Source organism: Shewanella sp. MF05960 (genome assembly GCF_050849305.1).
Lineage (GTDB): Bacteria > Pseudomonadota > Gammaproteobacteria > Enterobacterales > Shewanellaceae > Shewanella.
This window is the reverse complement of record NZ_JBOZPS010000004.1, coordinates 15476-36065: the sequence shown is the minus strand read 5'-3', so window position 1 is coordinate 36065 and position 20590 is coordinate 15476. Positions and strand designations below refer to the sequence as shown.

The window sequence follows — 20590 nt, the reverse complement described above, 5'->3', positions numbered from 1 at the left end:
TCAAAGAGACCTTCACATCAGGTCAGATAAGAATAGCCGGTCTCATCAGAACCGGTTATTCTTTTTATCGTTCCAATAACAATAACAGCAACAATAACAATAACAACGAATGTAAGGGAGTCATGATGTCTCAAATTAAAGTGGCCATTGCAGATGACCACCCACTATTTCGTGCTGCACTCACCCAGGCTGTGCAAAAAAGTGTCAACGATGCACACGTGTTAGAGGCGGAAAACTTTCAAGAGTTAATTGCCTTAGTGGAGCTACACCCCGATATTGAGCTTATTTTTATTGATTTACACATGCCGGGGAACGACGGTTTTACTGGCCTCACGTTATTACAAAATCACTTCCCTGACATTGCAGTCATCATGGTGTCATCTGACGATCAACCGGAGATTATCCGTAAAGCGATCAATTTTGGTGCCAGTGCGTTTATTCCTAAATCGGCAAACTTAACCCAGATATCAACCGCAATAGACACAGTGCTAGAGGGGGACGTTTGGTTACCCGAGCACACCAATATCAGTGCTGATCAACACACCGCCGCTGAGCATCAACGTTTGGCAAAGCAATTAGCCCAACTCACGCCGCAGCAATACACAGTGCTGGCTAACATTGCTAATGGTCGGTTAAACAAGCAAATTGCGTATGACTTAAACATTAAAGAAACCACAGTAAAAAAACATGTCTCAGCGATTTTGCTCAAACTAGAAATCAATAATCGCACCCAAGCAGGATTAGTGTTCCAGCAATTAATGATTACCTCAACGGAAAACCAGCAGGTGGAGGCGCAAGCATAATTGATAAGACGCAATGAATGCGGGTTAGTACGAGTCAATGCTAAGCCTAAATGCCTCCCTGTGAGGCATTTTTTGTGGTTGTTTATGTCGTGGTGGTATTAATTACTCTGGCGTTAATTGTTTTATAATCCGCTTTAAGGCGATTGCCTTAAGCGGTTTGCGTACAAAACTAAACTGGGCACTGCTGGTGTGTTGTCTTACAGACTCCGACGGGTCGGCAGAGCAAATAACACAGGTGGGTTTGCTACTGTCATTAACGTGATTGGCCAGTAAGTATTGCACCAGGTCGACCCCATTTTTATCGTCCTCTAAATGATAGTCAGCAATAATGAGTTTGGGTGTAGGTTGAGTCATTAATTGTTGTATCGCACTAGGTTGGTCTTTAGCTGTAATCACCTGACATCCCCAGCCACTGAGCAAAGATGAGATGGCTTTAAGCATCAGGTCGTCATTATCGATAACCAGTACGGTAATATTAGTGCTGTCACTGCTTATGTCATCTTCGGCAGTTTCAGTCACTTTAATTGGCTTTTTCTGCTGTAATACACGGGGTATTTCAACACTAAAACACGTGCCTTTACCCACTTCAGAATGCAGCGATATTGTGATATCCAACAACTTGGCAATTCGATCGCATATCGCCAAGCCTAGTCCTAACCCCGGAATTTCACGAGTGAGCTCTAAGCGTTCAAATTCACAAAAAATCGCTTGCTGTTTATCAAGCGGAATACCTGGACCATTGTCCCAAACTTGGATTAATAAAGCGTGCTCAAGCCGCCTAACGCCTAATAACACTTTTGGGACAAACTCGGTATTGCTAGTCTGCCCATTTGCTTTATTGTCAGACGAAGAGGTTTGGGATGTTATTTGCTGATTGCGTTTGCCCGAAGGAGAGTAATGAAACGCATTAGATAAAAAATTCTGAATAATACGGCGCAGCAGTCTTTGGTCGCTTTCTACAAAACAAGAAGATATTTGGTATTTAAAATCAATACCTTGTTGAGCCGATAATGCTTTAAACTCATTGACTAAGGTAGACAGTAAGTCATCTATCGCAAATTGACTTTGCTCGGTTTTGAGCGACTTACTGTCTAAGCGTGATATTTCCACCAGGTCAGATAATAAGCTTTCAACAACGTTTAATGACTCTTCAATGTGGCTGGCTAAATCTTGCAACTCGGTCGATTTTACCCGTTGCTTTAGCATGTCGGTAAATAAGGTTAAGGCATTAAAGGGCTGCATTAAGTCATGACTGGCCGCGGCTAGAAAGCGGGTTTTACTACTGTTAGCAGCCTCGGCCTCAGCTTTAGCTTTTTCCAATTCTTGGGTGCGGCTTTCTACCCGTTTTTCGAGTGTTTCATTGGCCAATTGCAATGCTTTTTCAGCTTCAATGTGCGCGGTAATATCAGCAAATGTACTGACAAAGCCGCCACCAGGCATGGCTTGACCGCGGATCTCTAATACTTTGCCATTAAGCATGGTGCGCTGAAAATGATGTGGGCTGCCACCGCGCATATGCGCTAAACGTTTTTCCACCAACTCATGGGCTTCATCGCCGACAATAATCCCTCTGTCGATATTGAAGCGAATTAATTGTTCAATATGCAATCCGGCTTTGACAAAATCTTGCGGGTAATCGAGCAGTTCAATATAACGTTGATTCCAGGCCACTAAACGCATGTCGGCGTCGACAACACTAATGCCTTGTTCAATATTCTCCACCCCAGATTGCAGCAGCTCACGGTTAAACTCAAAAATTTGGTTAGCTTCGTCAACAATACTTACTACATCTTCTAACGGCATTTGTTGGCTGCGTGATGCAGCGCTCATTACCATTCTGGTCGAGGCGGATCCGAGTACGCCAGATAGTTTTAAACGAGTATAATCAACAAGTTGTTGTTGCTGTTCTTTACCCGCACGCTTTTTAGATTCAGCAATTAGCGCATCTGCTTCATCTTTATTAATAAAACGGTTTAATAAACTGGCTAAGTCATCGACCGACAAATGTCTTTCTGGCTGCACCGGTTTTCTATTAACAAATAAATCGGCTTGCAACACCTCACCAACACTTTGCTCTTTAAGCAGTGAGATAATCACAAAGCAGCCAATGTTTGCCGCTAAACTGTAAAATACCCCATGGCTGATGTTATCTAGACTGGTTAAGCCAAATAAGGCTGTCGGGGTTAACCACGCAATATCAAACAAACCAAATTTAACCCAATGCGCTTCAGGAAATGTCACCGGCAACAGTAAGGTATACAGCCACACAATGCTGCCCATAATTAAGCCCACAAAAGCACCTTGAGTAGTGGCATTTCGCCAATACAAGGCACCAATTGCAGCGGGTGCAAATTGAGACAACAGCACAAATGAGAGTAAACCAATGCTGGCTAAGTGATTTTGCTGATCGATAAAGCGTTCAAATGCAAAGGCCGACAGTAAAATCACCGCGATAGAAACACGGCGTAAATTTAATAAAATACCTGATAATTGCGGGGTTTGTTGAGAGCTAAATTTGGGTAGCCGTAATAGTAATGGGGTTAAAATTTCAGTCGAAATCATGGTGCTTAATACAATTGCCGCCACAATCACCATGGCGGTTGCCGCCGCAAGTCCACCGACATAAACCAATATGCCGAGCCATGCTTGTTGATAAAACAGCGGTAATGTCAGTACATAGGTATCTGCGCCAACACTGCCGCCAGGGAAGCTAAGCTGTCCGGCTAAAGCAATCGGCAATACAAAAATATTAATCAATAACAGGTATAACGGCACCATCCAACGTGCAGATTTAAGCTCTTCATCATGATTGTTTTCAATCATCATCATGTGAAATTGTTGCGGTAATGCATAGATGGTAATCGCGCCCAAAATAACCTGCGACACCACAAGATAAGTCGAGTCTGATTGGCTGGTTTCTTTAATATGTTGCCCTTGGCTGAGCAAATCACCAAAACCATCGAATATAAAGAAAGTGGCAAATATGCCCACGGCGGTCAGGGCAAATAACTTCACGATAGAGCTAAACGCAATGGCCAATACTAAGCCTTGATTATGTTTACTGGCAGACAGCTGGCGGGTGCCGAACAAAATACTAAAGATAATTAATACAATGGTCACCACAAATGCTGTGCTAATGCCTGACTGAAACGTGCCCGTGAGTAAATCAAAACTGGTGCTAATGGCTCTTAACTGTAAGGCGATATAAGGAATGGTGCCCAGTAGCGACACAATGGCAACGCTGGCGGCTATTTTAGGTGAGCGGTCAAAGCGGCAGGCAATAAAGTCGGCAATAGAAGTAAGGTTTTGGCTTTTGATTATTTGTAGCGTGCGCATTAGCATCGGCCACGCAAGCACCAAACAAATGATCGAACCAATATAAATGGGGGCAAGCCAGGCGCCCGTTGTAGCAGCTTGGCCAACAGTGCCATAAAACGCCCATGATGTGCAGCAAACCCCTAGTGAGAGGCTATAGACCCAGGGTTTGTGGGCTAACGTTGTTATGGCGCGATTTTGCCCCCACTGTGCAACCACAAACAGCATGGCAAGATAAGCAATCGAAATTGAACTGATCAACCAAGTATCAATAGATAACCAAGCCTGCAAGTTATTCCCCTATTATTTTTATTGTTTATCCTTGCGAAACTACACTAGACGCCCTGTTTGATAAAGATTTTTAACAACGCGGTGCACTAAGGTAGTACTTATTTATCCATATCCATCAGATAACATGATTTAACTCCATTAGTGTCATTTAAGGTACCGATAACGCCTATGAAAATAACCCATAGATATCTGGTCGAAGGTTTAGTCTTTACGAGTTATGTGCTCTTTGCCATGGCTTGGGTTGGCGGTACTGCCAGTATGAACAACATCATGGCATCGATGCATATCGAGAGTTTAGCCTCTGCAAGCTTTATCAGTGGTGCCGTCACTCTGGCTAAAATAGTCGGTACGTTTAGCGCTGCGTATGTCGCGGTAAAGTTTGGTATCAAGTACGCCTTTTTGTTAGCCGCGTTATTAATTGTTGTCGGCATAGTGACACCGTTAGCGACGAGTTATGAATTACTGCTGGTGAGCCGCTTTTTAATGGGCTTAGGCGGAGCCTTTATGATTGTGTACTTTAATCCAATTGTCATGCAGTGGTTTGTACCAGAAGACCGCCCGGTGGTTAATGGGTTAAATGCGGTGGCATTTAACGTCGGTACTGCAATTATTTTATGGGGCATGACCAGTATTAATTCACTTACGGGCAGCTGGCAAAATAGCTTAGTGTTGTTTTCAGCCGCGAGCTTGGTACTGGCAATGGTGTGGTTACTGGTTAAGTTTGACGCTCCCGTTTCGGCTAACCACGCAGCAGGATCTGAACCCACTGAATATGGTTATATGGACGGTCTAAAAGACAAATTTAACTGGGCCTATGCGTTCACTTATTCAGGGCTGCTGTCGTTTTATATCTGCCTATTCACTTTTTATCCGCAAGCGGGTATTAGTCAAAGTAAGTGGGTCATTGGTTTTGGCATTGTCGGCACCATCGCGGGGATGTTATACAGCCGCAAAAATCCACTGCGCCTACCTATTATCCGTTTAAGCGGGCTAATTATTTTTATCACCGTATTAGGATTATCGTTTAGCACGCAGCCTTGGCTGCAAATCTTATGTGCGATTGTATTGGGCTTTTTTATCTTTTTCCCAGTAACCGCATTAGTGTCTATTCCGCATGAGTTACCGCAGATGACAGGGCAAAAAATTACCGTGGTGTTTAGTCTGTTTTGGTCAATTAGTTATCTGGTGTCGACCATTGTGCTGTGGATATTTGGCAAGTTAGTGGATATGAATGATGGCAGTTACACCAGCTCATTTTTGATGATTACCTTACTCACCGGTACGGTATTTGTAGGCAGTTATTTTTTACCTGAAACGGGTAAACCAAAGGAGTCATTATAATGAGAGGCACAGTGTCTGCTAAGTTGGCTGATTTTCTGGCCCAGGCAAATAGTAACATTGCCCTGGCTAAGCAAAATAATATCCAATTTACACCAACAATATTGCGGGAAAACTTAAACAAACTAAGTGGGTTAATGAGCGACTCTCCAGCGGTGACTTATATTGCAGATAAAACGTTGACGTTACCCGACCGTATTATTCCCGTCAGGATTTATAGCCCAGCGCCAGATAAACCTTTGCCTGTGTTAGTGCATTTTCATGGTGGTGGGCATATGTGTGGCAGCGTAGAGTTGTACGACCCCATTTGCCGCCACCTTGCCAGTATTGCTCAGTGTGTGGTGATTTCGGTTGAGTATCGCTTGGCGCCAGAGCATCCTTATCCCGCAGGGATTGATGATTGCGAACAGGTACTCATACGTTACGCTGAGTTACTCGGTGATGTTAAGCATCAAGATTCGGTCACGATTATTGGTGACAGTGCGGGTGGCGCCATTTGCACCAGTTTAAGCATGAAAAGCTTAACCGATAAGCGGCTTAAAATAGACCAACAAATTTTGATATACCCTAGCGTCGATTACACATTAACAAGCCCATCATTAGACACAAATGGCACTGGGTTCTTACTCGAAACAACTCGCATAAAGTGGTATTTCGATCAGTATTTTCAATCGACTGATTTAGATATCATTAAACAGGCTTCACCTTTATTGGGGCCGATGTCGGCTGCATTGCCTAAAACGCTGATCTTTACAGCAGGCTGCGATCCACTTCGGGATGAAGGCATAGCTTATGCTAAGGCATTAACTGCAGCTGGTGTTGATGTTGAGCATCATTCGCTTGACGGCATGATCCACGCCTACATGTTACTGCACGATCTCGTTAAAGATGAATGTATGGCAACCTATCAACATATCGCTGAGTTTATGGCCAAGACTTAACCACTGCCTATTGTTTTAGGCATTAAAAAGCCCTTATCGGTGTGAATAAGGGCTAACATTTAATACCTTTCTTCATAACTAAGTGATCATTGTTTCGTATTGGCGATGGGTTAATAAAATCAAAGTCGTGGCGCTTCGCCCACACCCGACCAAGAAGGGGAAAACTGCTTCCCCCTCTTGGATCTCCCCCGCAGCTCCGACAAAGTGTTTGATCCTCATAGCATAATAAAAATTGCCTACGACTCAGATGGTACATCCATGTACCCCCGAGTCTGGGTCATCATCCATGATGACCCTACGGCATTTTTATCATTCTATTTCGGACACTTCGAACGGAGAATCATTGAGCCTGCAGATTAATCTCAAGTTGCACTATTGTTTAATAACGCAAAAAATTGTCAGAATCTTACGCTGTAATAAGATCACATTTATTAATGTATAGTTATAATGTAACGCTACCAATTTATAGAACAATCTCACCCATGCTTATTGCGCTGTCCAGGCACCATCCATTGGTAATGCAGCCCCAGTAATGCCTTTTGCCGCGCCGCCACAAAGAAACAATACAAACTCGCCAATCTGTCTCGGCGCTAGCATTTCAGGTAATGGCTGCTTAGCAGTCACAAGTTGATATTTTGCCTCATCATAACTCAGGTTTTTGTCGCTTGCGATGTTGTCAATTTGTTTGCCGATAAGCGGTGTATCAACCCAGCCTGGGCATATCGCATTGACCGTAATGCCTTGTTCTGCACACTCAATGGCGACCACTTTGGTTAAGCCCACAATGCCGTGTTTTGCCGCGCAATATGCCACCTTATTTGCTGAGCCGACTAAACCATGTACTGAGGCAATATTAATAATTCGCCCCCATTGTTTATTGCTCATTGCTGGCACAACTTTTTGGATGGTATGAAATGCAGAAGATAAGTTAATCGCGATGATGTCGTTCCACTTTTCAATCGGAAAGTTGGCCACATCTTGAGTATGTTGAATACCGGCGTTATTGACTAAAATATCAATACTGCCTAATTGCTCCACGGCCGCATCCATAAACTCATGTATACAGGCAGAGTCTCTTAAATCGGCATTGCTAAAATAGGTGTTTATTTGATATTGAGAGGTAAATTCAGCGGCTAATGCCGTACCTTCATCTTGGGTCATCAATCCATGCAATACAATATGACAACCCTGTTCAGCCAGTACATGTGCGGTGGCCAAGCCTATACCGCTTGTTGAGCCGGTAATCAGTGCTACTTTCCCTTTTAGTCCCGTGTGTAACGTCGACATAGTATCGGTTCCTCAATCCAATTTAGTACTTTTAGGGTAAAGCAATTTAGGCACAATTTAATTGGCACCTTAGTACCATATGACATCAGCAACTTGGCATGTACTTAGCCATAACAATAGCCATCGCCATAGCCATAACATCATTAGCGCTTACCAGTTAATCGACTCGCCTTGCCAGTCAAGGTAGCTGGCTTCGCCATCGGGTTCACTGTTATCCATAATTTGCTGTAATTGGTTGGCGACAAAGGCAGGGGTAAAGAGTTTGCCTTGAGGCACATTGGCTTGAAAGGGTTTTGATAATGGCGTGTCGGTGGTGCCGGGGTGAAACGCAATGAGTTTCACGCGTTTAAGGCGCCTAGCATACTCCACTGCCGTGGTTTTAATGAGCATGTTTAATGCCGCTTTTGAGGCGCGATAGCCATACCAACCGCCGAGGCGATTATCTGAAATGCTGCCGACTCGAGCACTCAATATACTGATAACACATTTTTGCTCAGCGCTTACTTTATGACGAGGTTGCGACAACAATGGGGTGAGGGTGCTTAGCCATAACATCGGCACAATACTGTTGGCATAAAACAGCTGCTCTAACGAGTGTGCATCAATATCTTCAATGCGTTTTTCTGGCATTAAGGCTGGTTCGTTTGTGCTGATGTGCTGGTTTTTACTGTGCAAAATACCGTTACACATCACTATGCGAGTCACTGTACCTGCAATCGCCGCGATATCACTAACACATTGTTCTATTGAGGCTTGTTGATAATCACAGCTAAAGTGCTGGTGGTTAATACGTCCCGTTAGTTCACTGTCAGTTAGTTCAATGCCCATTAGTTCAGGTAACTTAATGCTGTTCTGACGGCTAACCGTGATGATTTGTAATGGCTCTGCGACAGGTAAGTTTGGCTGCTGTTGCTTTGCGTGTTGATGACAAGTTTGCTCAATAAAGGCTTGGGCAATTAGCGATGACGCCCCAATTACAATAATGGTTTCAGTTGTCGTTGAATCGCTCATGCGCTTTGCCCTTATTTAATGTTACAGCTGCCATTATCACAGCGTTTTTTGCCGGTCAGTAAATACGATATCCGGTAGCGATTACGCGCAAAGGCCAAATAGGCGAGGTCTGCCACAGGTTTAATCACGGGCAGGCGCAGCAGTTTTATCCAACCGTGTTTACCTGTTAATCCCCATGCCTTAGCTGTCACGTCTAAGCCATACAGCCAACTGCCATCCGCTTGCAAACCATGCAATATGGTATTGGCTTGTTCTACATCTAAGTCAGGGAAACGCTGATTAATATCTGCCGCGTTAATATCTTCAAGTCCGATGCAGTTTAAGCTGTCGTAGCGCTTTAATTGCTGCATTTCATTAAGACAAAGCGGGCAAGTGCCATCGTAAAATATTGTCAGTTCCATTATTCACCTCGTGTCGCTTTTATTGAGATTGTACGCACCAGATCCCAAGCTAGTTTACCTTTATTGTGATTAGCATTGATCATTTAGCGATCGGCGTGAGCATTTAAGATTTATGATCTTTTTATTTCACCCTGGCGTATAGATTAAAAACAATCCACTAGGGCTAAATAATGCCATTAAGCCAAGCTATTATTAACGTCACCAACTTACGTTTACGCACCTTTATTGGGTTTAACCAAGACGAACGCGAAAAACAGCAAGACGTGGTGATCAACATAGAGATCCATTATCCAGCGGATCGATCGTTCCAAACCGATGATGTCGCCGATGCCCTAAACTACAAGATAATCACTAAAAAAGTGATTCAGCATGTAGAAGAAGGTCGGTTCTTATTACTCGAAAAACTGGTGGCTGACGTGCTCGACATTTGTCGTGAACATCCAAGCGTAACCTTAGCACGAGTGACTATTGATAAGCCGCATGCATTACGTTTTGCCGACTCTGTTTCTTTGTCTTTAGAGTATCAAGCCTAACCTATTATTAAGGATGTTATTATGACCACCATTAATGACATAACTCGCGTCGAGTTGTCTGCAGAAGCATTAAAAGTACAACAAGCGTTAGTTGACCATGGCCTTGAAACGCCATTGATTCCAAGTGACCTGACTAGCGAGCAAAAGTATCAGCGTATTAAAGGCTTAATGACAGAAGTTGTGTCGACACTTGGCCTCGATTTAAGCGACGATAGCCTAGCTGAAACCCCGCATCGTATTGCTAAAATGTACGTCAACGAGATTTTCTCAGGCCTTGATTACGCTAACTTCCCTAAAATCACCCAAATTGACAATAAAATGGGTGTTGAAGAGATGGTTAAAATCAGCAATATCAGTGTGGTAAGTACCTGCGAGCATCATTTTATTACCATCGATGGCCTAGCCAAAGTGGCTTACATTCCTAAAGGCAACATTATTGGTTTATCTAAAATTAACCGAATTGTGCGCTTTTTTGCTCAACGCCCGCAGGTGCAAGAGCGCCTCACACAACAAATTTTAGTGGCACTGCAAACCTTGCTCGAAACCGACGATGTTGCGGTCAGCATTAACGCTACTCATTACTGTGTTAAATCTCGCGGCATTATGGACACGTCATCGAGCACCCAAACCACGGCGCTTGGCGGTTGCTTTAAAGCAAACCCAGCCAGTCGTGCTGAATTTTTAGCATAATTTTATACGGTCTACTTCCATTTATTTAATGGCTTCAACCTCCCCCCGAGTTGAGGCCATTTTTTTAGGCTGCAAACCTTGTATTAAAAGTTTAATCCTTAACGGTTATTATAAATGCTTATCATAAGCACCTAATTTGCTTATGATAAGTTTTAAGGTAAGTCATTAACCAAACATAAAGAGAGCATTATGGAACGTACAATACTGATCACTGGCGTAGGTAAGCGCATTGGTTATGCACTGGCTAAGTATTATTTGGCCCAGGGTCATCATGTTATTGGTACTTATCGTACTCATTACGACAGTATTGAGCAGTTAGGTAAACTTGGAGCCAGTTTGCATTCGTGCGACTTAACCGACCCTGCGGCAATTGATGAGCTTATTGCTCACATCAATGAGCATCATGATCGCCTCGACACTATTATCCATAATGCTTCAGACTGGTTGCCAGACAACAGCGGCTTAAGCCCGAGTGACACGATGGCCAGAATGATGCAAATTCATGTGTCTGCGCCGTATCAAATCAACCTTGCATTAGCGCCATTGTTGGTTGCTGCCGCTAAAACCAATGACGACAGTATCGGTGCCAGCAACATTATTCATATCACCGACTATGTCGCCGAAAAGGGCAGTAAAAAGCACATTGCTTACGCGGCCAGTAAAGCGGCATTGCATAATATGACCTTGTCATTTGCCAGCTTGCTTGCGCCACACGTTAAAGTGAACTCGATTGCCCCTGCGATGATTCTATTTAATGAGCACGACGATGATGCTTATAAAGTCAAAGCATTAGCGAAAGCGATATTGCCAAGGGAGGCCGGTAATAATGAAATTATTAGCCTTATCGATTATCTACAAAGCAGCCATTATGTGACGGGTCGCAGTTATGCTGTAGATGGTGGTAGGCATTTAAAGTAGGCATGTAAAATAAGCGTTTAATTATAGCGCTTAGTCATTGCATATAAAGCGACACAAAGTGTGCCGCGGTATGGCTATAATCATTTCGCGGCATTTTGTTATAGACTTCTAGATGGCTAATTGCTAGTGTGGTTATTAATCAATATCACCACAGTCAATTATCTCAAGGAAGTCGCTATGTCTGCAGAAAACATGAAACTGGAATCACTGGCATTACATTATGGCTACGAGTCAGAAGCTACGACTAAAGCTGCGGCAGTGCCGATTTACCAAACCACCTCGTACACCTTTGATGATACCCAGCATGGCGCAGACCTATTCGACCTCAAAGTCGCAGGTAATATTTATACCCGCATCATGAACCCAACCACCAGTGTGTTAGAGCAACGCTTAGCGGCTATCGAAGGCGGTATTGGCGCGCTTGCAGTGGCATCAGGCATGGCGGCGATTACCTATGCGATTCAAGCGCTCACTCAAGTGGGCGACAACATTGTTAGCACTAGCCAACTGTATGGCGGCACCTATAACTTATTTGCTCATACGCTGCCGCGCCAGGGCGTTGAAGTGCGCATGGCGGCGTTTGATGACTTTGACGGTCTAGATGCATTAATCGACGATAAAACCAAAGCGCTATTTTGTGAATCAATTGGTAACCCTGCCGGTAATATTGTCGACTTACAGCGTTTGGCCGATATTGCCCATAAACATGGAGTGCCATTAATTGTTGATAACACTGTCGCGACGCCAGTATTGTGCCGCGCGTTTGATCACGGCGCCGACATTGTTATCCATTCACTGACCAAATACATTGGTGGTCACGGCACCACTATTGGTGGGGTGATTATTGATTCGGGTAAGTTTGATTGGGTTGCTAATAAAGAACGTTTTGCAATTCTCAATGAGCCCGATCCGTCTTATCACGGCGTGGTATACACCGACGCTTTTGGCCCCGCTGCCTATATTGGCCGTTGCCGCGTAGTGCCATTACGTAATACTGGCGCAGCCTTGTCGCCACACAGTTCATTTTTACTGTTGCAAGGGCTCGAAACCCTTAGTTTACGCATGGAACGTCATTGCAGTAATGCACTCGCGCTGGCTGAATTTTTACAAAAACACCCAAGTATTAGCTGGGTCAATTATGCTGCACTACCCAATAGCCCGCACCATGCAACCTGTCAAAAAATCACCGGCGGTAAAGCCTCAGGTATCATCAGTTTTGGCATTAAAGCCGCCAACGCAGAAGCGGGTAAAGTGGCTGGTGGTAAGTTTATTGATGCCCTGCAAATGGTGTTACGTTTAGTCAACATTGGTGATGCTAAATCGCTAGCTTGTCACCCTGCCAGCACCACTCATCGCCAGCTCAGCGGTGCAGAGCTAGCCAAAGCCGGTGTATCAGAAGACTTAGTGCGTATTTCGGTAGGTATTGAGCATATCGACGACATCATTGCTGATGTTAGCCAGGCATTAGATAAGGCCATTGTATAAGCTCACTTTTAGTTTAATCAGTTAACTAAAAAGCCCCATCAATAACGTGTATTGATGGGGCTTTTTCTATTCTGATATGTTTAATTTCTACCTTCTAAAAGTCTAGTTGGTATGTAAGAATAATCTGCAGTATCAACGTGTCTCCGTCCAAAGTGTCCGAAATAGCGTGATGAAAATGCCGTAGTGACATCATGGCCTTTCTCACACATCCATGTGTTTCAAGGCATTTAGGCTCCTGCCTTGCAGAAATGTAACAGGCTCGGGGGTACATGGTCGTTTTTTGACATCCATGTCACCACGACATTCGTGAATCCCTTAACATCAGATGTACCATCTGAGCCGTTAGGTGATTTTTATTATGCTATAAGGATTAACACTTTGCCGGAGCTGCCGGGGAGGTCCAAGAGGGGGAAGCAGTTTTCCCCTTCTTGGTCTGGTGTGGGCGAAGCGCCACGACCTTAATAGTATTAAGCTATTTTAAATAGCCAATCTTCTCGTTGGGGTAATAATCACTGGCAATGGCACATCCCAAAAGTCGGTTGGTACCTGGCTCACTTCCTGGCAATCGTGGGCAAAACCAACGGCTAAGGGTTTGTTGTTAACAACTTGAGCTAAGGTGCGATCGTAATAACCGCCGCCCATGCCCATACGATTACCGTGTTCATCAAAGGCCACTAACGGCGTGATGATCATATCGAGTTGATTAACAGTGATCACATGCTGCACATTGAGTTTAGGTTCGTTAATACCGTATTGGTTTTTAACCATAATCGAGTCACGATCGTACCGTACAAACAACAAATGCCCTTTGCAAAATGGATGAATAAGCGGCAAGTAAACATTGATGTTTAAATCCCACAAGGCATCAATCAATTTTTGTGTGGCTAATTCGCCGTCATGGGTTAAATACACGGCCACATGCTGTGCCGATTGTGCCTGAATTTCTGCCAGCATATGACGGCTGGCAATTAAGGCTAATTGGCTTTGTTCTTCAGTGGATAAACTGTTGCGCTCTTGCCTAACATGGCGGCGAATATTGTCGCGGCTCATGTCTGTGCTATCAAACAAAGGCTCTTGAAACTCAGATGGGGTGGCAAAATAGCTAATGCGTGCCGAAGAGCTAGACGTAACAGGACGGTTGTCGTTGTTCGTCATAAAACGCGTGATACTCATATATTAGGAGTACTCCATCACTGACAAATTAAAAAACACCAAAACACAGAATGAAAGTAGGTTAGCGCTTTATGAGTCGATATGAAAGCATTGGTTAATCATCTGCTCATGTTGCAGCTGATTAACCTCGACTAACCTAAATGCTTAATCCTATTTGTCCATATTCATGGATTTTAGTAATACAGGGCTATCATAATCTGCCACCATGGTTTTTGCTTTTAACCAAAAACGTCTTCTCGTTAAGAAGTAAGTAAAGCTGATAGATAATATGCCCCATTCAAGTACATTGTTTTTCATAAAATCTATGCCAGATGCCAATAACGTTGTTACGTCACCAACATAGTGCGCATGATCTGTAATAAAACCATAGGTAGGATTTATGGCATAAAGTCCAAATTGAATTGCGCAGAAAATACCAAACCCAACGAGTAAGCCTAACAACTTGCTATACCATCTTTGTGGCCTTTTAATGCCAATAATAAGTAAATAGACACCCACTAATATTGAACCTGTAACAAGCGTGCTACCGATAGCTGGTGATAGTTCAAGTAGCTCTAACGTATTGTAATAAAATGTAAAGCCGATATGTGGCAATAATAGTGTGATGCTTATAGCTAACAACCATATTTTAGTTTTGCTGATACTTTTCCAATACCACTTTTTCACACTCTTATAGCTTAACCACAGGAGTCCAAAAATAAACACATAGTTCATATAAGCGGGGAGCCCAAATAAATCAAATCTCATCCTCAGCAACGCCATCATCCATTCAGGCACTTGTGACACGCTCATGCGATGACTTGTTTCTGCGGCAAATGAAGGAAATAACAGCGCGATTAACATTCCTAACGTAAAGAACAAATAAGTGTACTTTATTAAGCTTAAAAACATGTTGGGCGCAATACCCTTAACACTCTGCTTTTTTAACTTAGTGACTAAGTGTTGATAGTTAGAGATAACAGCATCGTTAATCTCTTTTGAAACCCAATTTTCTGTTAGTAACGCAATTTGAGTCTGGGTGGTGTGCGCTTCAATAATGTCCTTTATCGCGGGTGTTGCTAATACTTCTTTGTCGGTTTCTTTGTCATTTCCGGTCATTTTTTGCGCTACAAACCATACCGCAGGATCGTAAACTCCACCGGCATTGTGTGTTGTGTCTTTTTTACCCGCAAAACACATTGTTGTATCGACTTTATCTATCGTAGCGGTAAATTGTAACGTCGGCAGTTTAGCGGTAAAAGCATAAATAAAAGTACAACCATCAAGGGCGCCTTCAACGTCAACTTCAGCTATCTCGGTCAAATGATAAACTAAGTCTAAACCATTATTTTTAACGAATTCAGAAGTCCATTCGTGATAGTCGTTACTGTTATAAGCCCATTTAGTGCTGCGTTTAGCATCACCATCAATGGTGTAACTGTAATAGAGATATCCACCACCATTACAAGTATTGCAGGTTACTGAACCTGAGCCGTTGCAGGTATAACAGGTTTTTTTGCCACTTCCCCAGCAAGATGAGCATGATTCAGTTGTGTAAACCGTGCGATTATTATAACTGTCGAAACGTGACACACTAATGCGGCCGCTGCCACTACAACCGGTACAAGAATTCTTGCCTGAGCCATTACAATTATAACAGCTTTGTGACCCAGAGCCGCTGCAGTTGTAACACACTTTGCTGCCTACATAGGTTTCTGGTGCAGATTTTAAGTCTCTATTTCTGATCAAAAAATTGCTAGAAATATCAGGCCCAAGAATATTTATAAAACGGTCATTAAATAACGAATTTTGTCCGCTAACATACTCTTTTGCTTTGTCGTGGGCGTAATCCCTCGCATTTGATGCACTACCAGATTGGATGCCATTAGGACAATAAGATCCATGTTCGTGCTGACTCACCCCAATTTCGATCGTCCACCCAAAAGTAAACTTAAGCTGAGGTTGTTTTGTTTGTTCGTTACTTAATATTACGGGGACATCAACACCAGTGAGGTCTTTACCGTTATTACGGATAAATCGTTGGAATTGTTCTAATTTACTCACGTAATACTTCCTATAATCAATGCGTGATACATTTTGCTATTTATTGTTATTAAGCTATTTATTGTTATTGAGCTATTTATTGTTACTAAGCTAAAAGCGTTTATTCAAAATTGATGTCAAAACTCGTTTCATCGGCCTTCAAATAAACCCACTTTCTCATTGGCTCTTGTCCTGGCGCAGAGACTTTAATGTCGTAACTGCCTGCAGGTAACATCATACCTGCTTGATACTTGGGTTTTATGTTCATCACTGAAACCTTGGCTTTGGCAATATTGCTGTTAATGGTGAGTGGCAATAAGGCTGAGTTTTTAGGTGATGATGTAACGGTTTTAGTTGAATCATGTGTGGGCATTACTGCTAAATCAAAGCGATCAATCGATTCACTGATGGCATTAAATCCTTCAGTAATAAACAAGCGTTGATCAATAGATGAACCGATAGGCTGCACCATAGGTAGGGTCACTAATAACCATTTAAGTGTATATGACACTGTGGCGGAATCATTCTTTTCCATTTGATCAAAAAAGTAATGCATTGATGAGCCAGGCATAGTGTATTGGTTACCGCCCATTGATAACGGAACCACAAATATTGACGCGAGTAATACCGTTGATATCACCGGCTTTATCAGGCGATTAGGCTTAACTCCAGGCATCAAGGACGCCCGTTTAGCTTGTACTAGTTCGACTGCTTTCATCGGGAGTTTTAATACGGTAAGTAACACTAATGCTAAGCTAATCGCCATAGAAATTGGCGGAATAATGGTTGAACGTAATGCCGATTTACCCGTTGATTCAAATGCACCGCCATCGGCAAATTCAACCTGTTGAGCTTCGAGTACATTCAGATACTCAGTGGTTTTACGTTTGATATTAGGTTCAATAATGTGTTGTTTAAATTCGCGATTATTCCAATCCGCCAGTGTTGGGTTGACATACAGCTCTTTCATTTCTCGTTGAATACGCTGTTGGATCATGCCTTGTTGCTGAAATGCTTGCCAACTCAAATTAGGCGGCATGTCGCTACCCTTGGCTTTCATTTTGGTTCGCCACTCGGCATCGGCTTGCTGACGCACTTTTTTAGCGACAGCAATATCAAAACTATTGCGATCAGTTATTGACCAAGAAGGGGATAACGTTAAGCCTTTTTGCTTTAGCTTCTTATTGACTTTGATGCTAGTCAGCTCATGTACTCTAAACTCATGGATTGAGTTAATTCCTAATGGGTAACCTCCTGATTCTTTACTAAAATCAGGGGCCATTTTTACCATCAGCACGCGTTTATAGTGTTTTACATCGTTGGTATACACCATTCGATGATCTTTAAAGCCTGCATCACCGCCTGTTACTGCATCAGCTGCTTGCATTGCCGTGAATAGACCTAAAGTCATAATGCCCGAGATAATAGAATTACCGACATTTTCTGACGTTGAAATCTCTTCGCGAATGAGCCAATCATTAGGCGGAATATAAGGAATGCCGTATTTGGCTATTTCTTTGTCATAACCTTTTTGCAGTCGCTCAAAGCAGCTATCTTTACTACTGCCACTTTTCTTTTCAGCACATTTATTACGACGTTCAAAATAGTCATACAGTTTAGGCGCAATTTTTTGTGCTCGAGATTCTACTCTTGCTTCATACGCCTTGGTGCCTTTTTGATATTGTTCCCAACCTTGCTTAACTTGATTTTGGGTATCTAACCAGTACGAATCAGACCGAGTTTGTACACTACCTAGTGCTTGATTATATTGATTCGATCCCGTGGCGTACTCGGTATATTTATTGCGAAGTGTTTGGCGGAAATCATCATAGTGACGATAGTGTTCATCAAAACGAGACATTGCCCGATCACGGACAAATTTTTCCATTATCAGACTTTTTTTGTTTTTTAAATCGGCCACTAATTTATCGTCAGCGTAAACCAACCCACCAAATACTGAGAGAAAGGTTTTTTCGGTCGCATTGTGTTCTTTATTGGGATCGTACTCTATGCCTTCGAATTTGATTGAGTTTTCAATTAATGCACTGCGAAGTAACTGTGACAAGTAAGCTTGTTGACGTTCAGCAGGCGTTGATGCATCAATCATAAAATGATCGACTAACCATTTTTGTCCAAAAAATACCGTTGGCCACACAATGGCCGCAATTAAGGTGAAGTAACCTAAGGCGCGCGACACTTTAGCGACTCGTTTACCTTTTAATAATAAATCTGCTAACAGTAACGTCACACCAATACCGCTGATGGTTCGGCCAAAAAGCTCAACCAAGCGTAAGTCTTCCATACTGGAGTTTCGTCCTCCAGCAACATCGGTTAATGCTGCATTAAATACTGCTTCCGGGAACAAATACACTACGGAACAAACGAACATCAGCAACATCCACCAAAAGGGTTGGCCCGTTTTACTAATCTGGGCTTCAACGGCTTGTTGCTTTTCTACTTTTTTGGCGGTTGATTGCTGACTTTTTTGTACTTTTTCCAGCTGTTTTACCGCGGATTCCATTTTCTTTTGTGTCGGGGCGCTGTTCAGCAAGTTTGTTGCAAATGGGCTTTTGTTATCTTTAGTCATATTAATCTTTATCAACCATCATCTTTTTATCGTTATGCTTTTTTACCGCTATTTAGCCTGGCGCTGGGGGAGCCTTAAAATAATTGTCTCGCCAGTATCGTTATCAATTTTTTCATCTGTGATTGTAGGAAAACCATGCTCTAACAATGGGGTAGGAATATTATTAGGCACCACTTTTACTGGTGGACGGCTAATTGGAGCAAGGCCAGAATCTAATGACAAATAGTAACCTTCAGTTTGATATCCACGCATTTCGTTAAAACGGTCAAAGTCAGCATCTTGTGGTAAAGAAGCAATATAACGGCCAAGATGGCTTGATGGCTCATAGCGTTTAGCCGGCACAGCCGCATTAAATAAGCGTTGGCAAATTTTATAAGGCGTTGCATCAACAATAGCGCCATCAGGTAATTGTACCGTGGTTAATTTAATTAATTGTGACTGGTGATATTCGCTGCCATTAAGTGAATAGGTGTAGACCTTCATACCCAGTTGGTGAGCGTCATGTTTAACGTTTTGATGCTGCATAAAGCTGCGTATATCCAAGTGGAGTCCTGAATTATCACCGAGCTTTTTGTGTATGGCGGTGAGTGACGATTTTGCCGTATAGTCTTTATAGCGTGAGCGGTAACGTTTGGTGCCGTATCGCCCTACGAGTTCAAGCTTACTTTGATTATCTAAGTAATAAGCATCGTTTTTGACGCCGTTACGCAAATCAGCCGTTAATTTTTCAATGCTTGTTGGGTGTCCACCCTGAATAAACCCTAAATATACCGATGGATTAATACCTCGTAGCTTATAGAGTATTTCTTGGTCCGCGGCTGAATAATAAAATCCTCCTAAGCCAATATATTTTCGGAGCATATTATCAAGCTCAACGAGTTTTTGGCCGTTGGTATCAGATTTTATCTCTACATTGAGTTGTTGATTATTATGGCGATATGCTGCAAAGGTTTTAAAGGCTTCAACAGCGGCAATAGGGCGTTGATCGAGTAAATTGTTAGTTTGCTTATCGCGTAGTTTGAGATTGGAAAACACCTGAAAGTTCATGCGATTGAGTTTAAATCGTTCACCAGTGTAATACACGGTCGCGCGGCCTGTCTGGCTATCGTGATGATTAACCCAGGTGCCATCTTTAAGCAGCATTACGTCAATTTCAACACTATTAAAGTTATCATTTAACGCCGACGCGATAGCATTTGCACTGCTTTCTGGTTGTCTAAAATCACCTCGGTGGGCTGATATTTCTAGCTGACATTGGGCGGTAGACAGCATTTTGATATTGCCATTATTGGCTAGGTATAAATTCCGATCACCTAAGCTCAATTGAGTATCAATAATATTCAAGCCCTGGGTAGCAGCATCTGTTGGTAAGTGAGTTAACTCGAGAGGAATAACATTAACCGGTTTAGCTGGAGAGGGCGTAGGGAGAGATTTACAGCCTGTTAACGAGAACAGCAGAAAAGCAATAATGATGCCGCATAACTTCAGGCTAAAGGTAAGACTTGTCATAATCCATAAATACAAGCTATTAATATATAAGGCTTTATACATTAATGTGTTTTGTAACACAACCTTATGAATAAAGTTACTAAATTTAAAAGTTTAAAATGTGAATGGATGACTGTTTTCTAAAGCGAACGGTTACTTAATATACAGAAATGGCAATGAGATGCACCAATTTAGGTCATTAGTGACAGATTGAATAACATCATAAGCGGGTGCACAAGATTGATGCTGTTAAGGTAACACAGTGATAAATCGCGATGTAAACGCGACTGTGAAGTACAAATGATAG

15 protein-coding genes are annotated in these 20590 nt (G+C 42.7%); 7 read left to right on the top strand and 8 right to left on the bottom strand.

Features of this window, described 5'->3' with window-relative positions:
• The first annotated feature begins 125 nt into the window (after positions 1-125).
• Positions 126-803 (top strand): response regulator transcription factor, encoded by a 678-nt coding sequence (locus ACROAE_RS04980; protein WP_432399895.1) that lies wholly within the window; start codon positions 126-128, stop codon positions 801-803.
• A gap of 102 nt (positions 804-905) precedes the next feature.
• On the opposite strand, the gene ACROAE_RS04975 is transcribed toward ACROAE_RS04980, so the two are convergent.
• Positions 906-4409: a hybrid sensor histidine kinase/response regulator gene (locus ACROAE_RS04975; protein ID WP_432399892.1), complete on the bottom strand. Its 3504-nt coding sequence runs from the start codon at positions 4407-4409 to the stop codon at positions 906-908.
• Positions 4410-4577: 168 nt separating this feature from the next.
• Between ACROAE_RS04975 and ACROAE_RS04970 the strand changes: the two genes are divergently transcribed.
• Both ACROAE_RS04970 and ACROAE_RS04965 read left to right on the top strand, forming a co-directional pair.
• Positions 4578-5750 carry an MFS transporter gene (locus tag ACROAE_RS04970; protein WP_432399891.1) on the top strand — a complete coding sequence of 391 codons (1173 nt, stop codon included), beginning with the start codon at positions 4578-4580 and terminating at the stop codon, positions 5748-5750.
• Complete coding sequence (locus ACROAE_RS04965; protein ID WP_432399889.1) at positions 5750-6688, top strand: alpha/beta hydrolase; 939 nt, start codon at positions 5750-5752, stop codon at positions 6686-6688. The genes ACROAE_RS04970 and ACROAE_RS04965 overlap by 1 nt, the downstream gene beginning before the upstream one ends.
• Positions 6689-7174: 486 nt before the next feature.
• Here ACROAE_RS04965 and ACROAE_RS04960 read toward each other — a convergent pair whose 3' ends face one another.
• From ACROAE_RS04960 to ACROAE_RS04950, 3 genes are all read right to left on the bottom strand, one after another.
• Positions 7175-7975: a 3-hydroxybutyrate dehydrogenase gene (locus tag ACROAE_RS04960; RefSeq protein ID WP_432399888.1), complete on the bottom strand. Its 801-nt coding sequence runs from the start codon at positions 7973-7975 to the stop codon at positions 7175-7177.
• 150 nt (positions 7976-8125) lie between these two features.
• Positions 8126-8986 carry an SDR family NAD(P)-dependent oxidoreductase gene (locus ACROAE_RS04955; protein WP_432399887.1) on the bottom strand — a complete coding sequence of 287 codons (861 nt, stop codon included), beginning with the start codon at positions 8984-8986 and terminating at the stop codon, positions 8126-8128.
• An 11-nt stretch (positions 8987-8997) separates the two neighbouring features.
• Positions 8998-9387, bottom strand: a complete 390-nt coding sequence (locus ACROAE_RS04950) for a thiol-disulfide oxidoreductase DCC family protein (RefSeq protein WP_432399886.1) — start codon at positions 9385-9387, stop codon at positions 8998-9000.
• 170 nt (positions 9388-9557) lie between these two features.
• On the opposite strand from ACROAE_RS04950, the gene folX reads away from it, so the two are divergent.
• From folX to ACROAE_RS04930, 4 genes are all read left to right on the top strand, one after another.
• Entirely contained in the window at positions 9558-9920 is a 363-nt protein-coding gene (folX, locus tag ACROAE_RS04945) for a dihydroneopterin triphosphate 2'-epimerase (RefSeq protein WP_160052566.1), read from the top strand.
• Positions 9921-9941: 21 nt separating this feature from the next.
• Positions 9942-10610, top strand: coding sequence for a GTP cyclohydrolase I FolE (gene folE, locus ACROAE_RS04940; RefSeq protein WP_432399885.1), 669 nt, complete (start codon positions 9942-9944; stop codon positions 10608-10610).
• 189 nt (positions 10611-10799) lie between these two features.
• Entirely contained in the window at positions 10800-11528 is a 729-nt protein-coding gene (gene folM, locus ACROAE_RS04935) for a dihydromonapterin reductase (RefSeq protein WP_432399884.1), read from the top strand.
• Positions 11529-11720: 192 nt separating this feature from the next.
• Entirely contained in the window at positions 11721-13013 is a 1293-nt protein-coding gene (locus ACROAE_RS04930) for an O-acetylhomoserine aminocarboxypropyltransferase/cysteine synthase family protein (protein ID WP_432400130.1), read from the top strand.
• 477 nt (positions 13014-13490) lie between these two features.
• Here the strand turns inward: ACROAE_RS04930 and ACROAE_RS04925 are convergent, their stop codons facing one another.
• The 4 genes from ACROAE_RS04925 to ACROAE_RS04910 all read right to left on the bottom strand — a co-directional run bounded on the left by ACROAE_RS04925 (position 13491) and on the right by ACROAE_RS04910 (position 20304).
• Positions 13491-14186, bottom strand: a complete 696-nt coding sequence (locus tag ACROAE_RS04925; protein WP_432399882.1) for a 5-formyltetrahydrofolate cyclo-ligase — start codon at positions 14184-14186, stop codon at positions 13491-13493.
• Between the two features lie 150 nt (positions 14187-14336).
• A complete protein-coding gene (locus tag ACROAE_RS04920; RefSeq protein ID WP_432399880.1) occupies positions 14337-16229 on the bottom strand; it encodes a hypothetical protein in 1893 nt (630 codons plus the stop codon).
• A 100-nt stretch (positions 16230-16329) separates the two neighbouring features.
• Entirely contained in the window at positions 16330-18795 is a 2466-nt protein-coding gene (locus ACROAE_RS04915) for a hypothetical protein (RefSeq protein ID WP_432399878.1), read from the bottom strand.
• A gap of 48 nt (positions 18796-18843) precedes the next feature.
• The gene (locus ACROAE_RS04910; RefSeq protein ID WP_432399876.1) at positions 18844-20304 is read right to left on the bottom strand and encodes a glycerophosphodiester phosphodiesterase; all 1461 of its coding nucleotides are present in this window, start codon (positions 20302-20304) and stop codon (positions 18844-18846) included.
• Between the last annotated feature and the right edge of the window lie 286 nt (positions 20305-20590).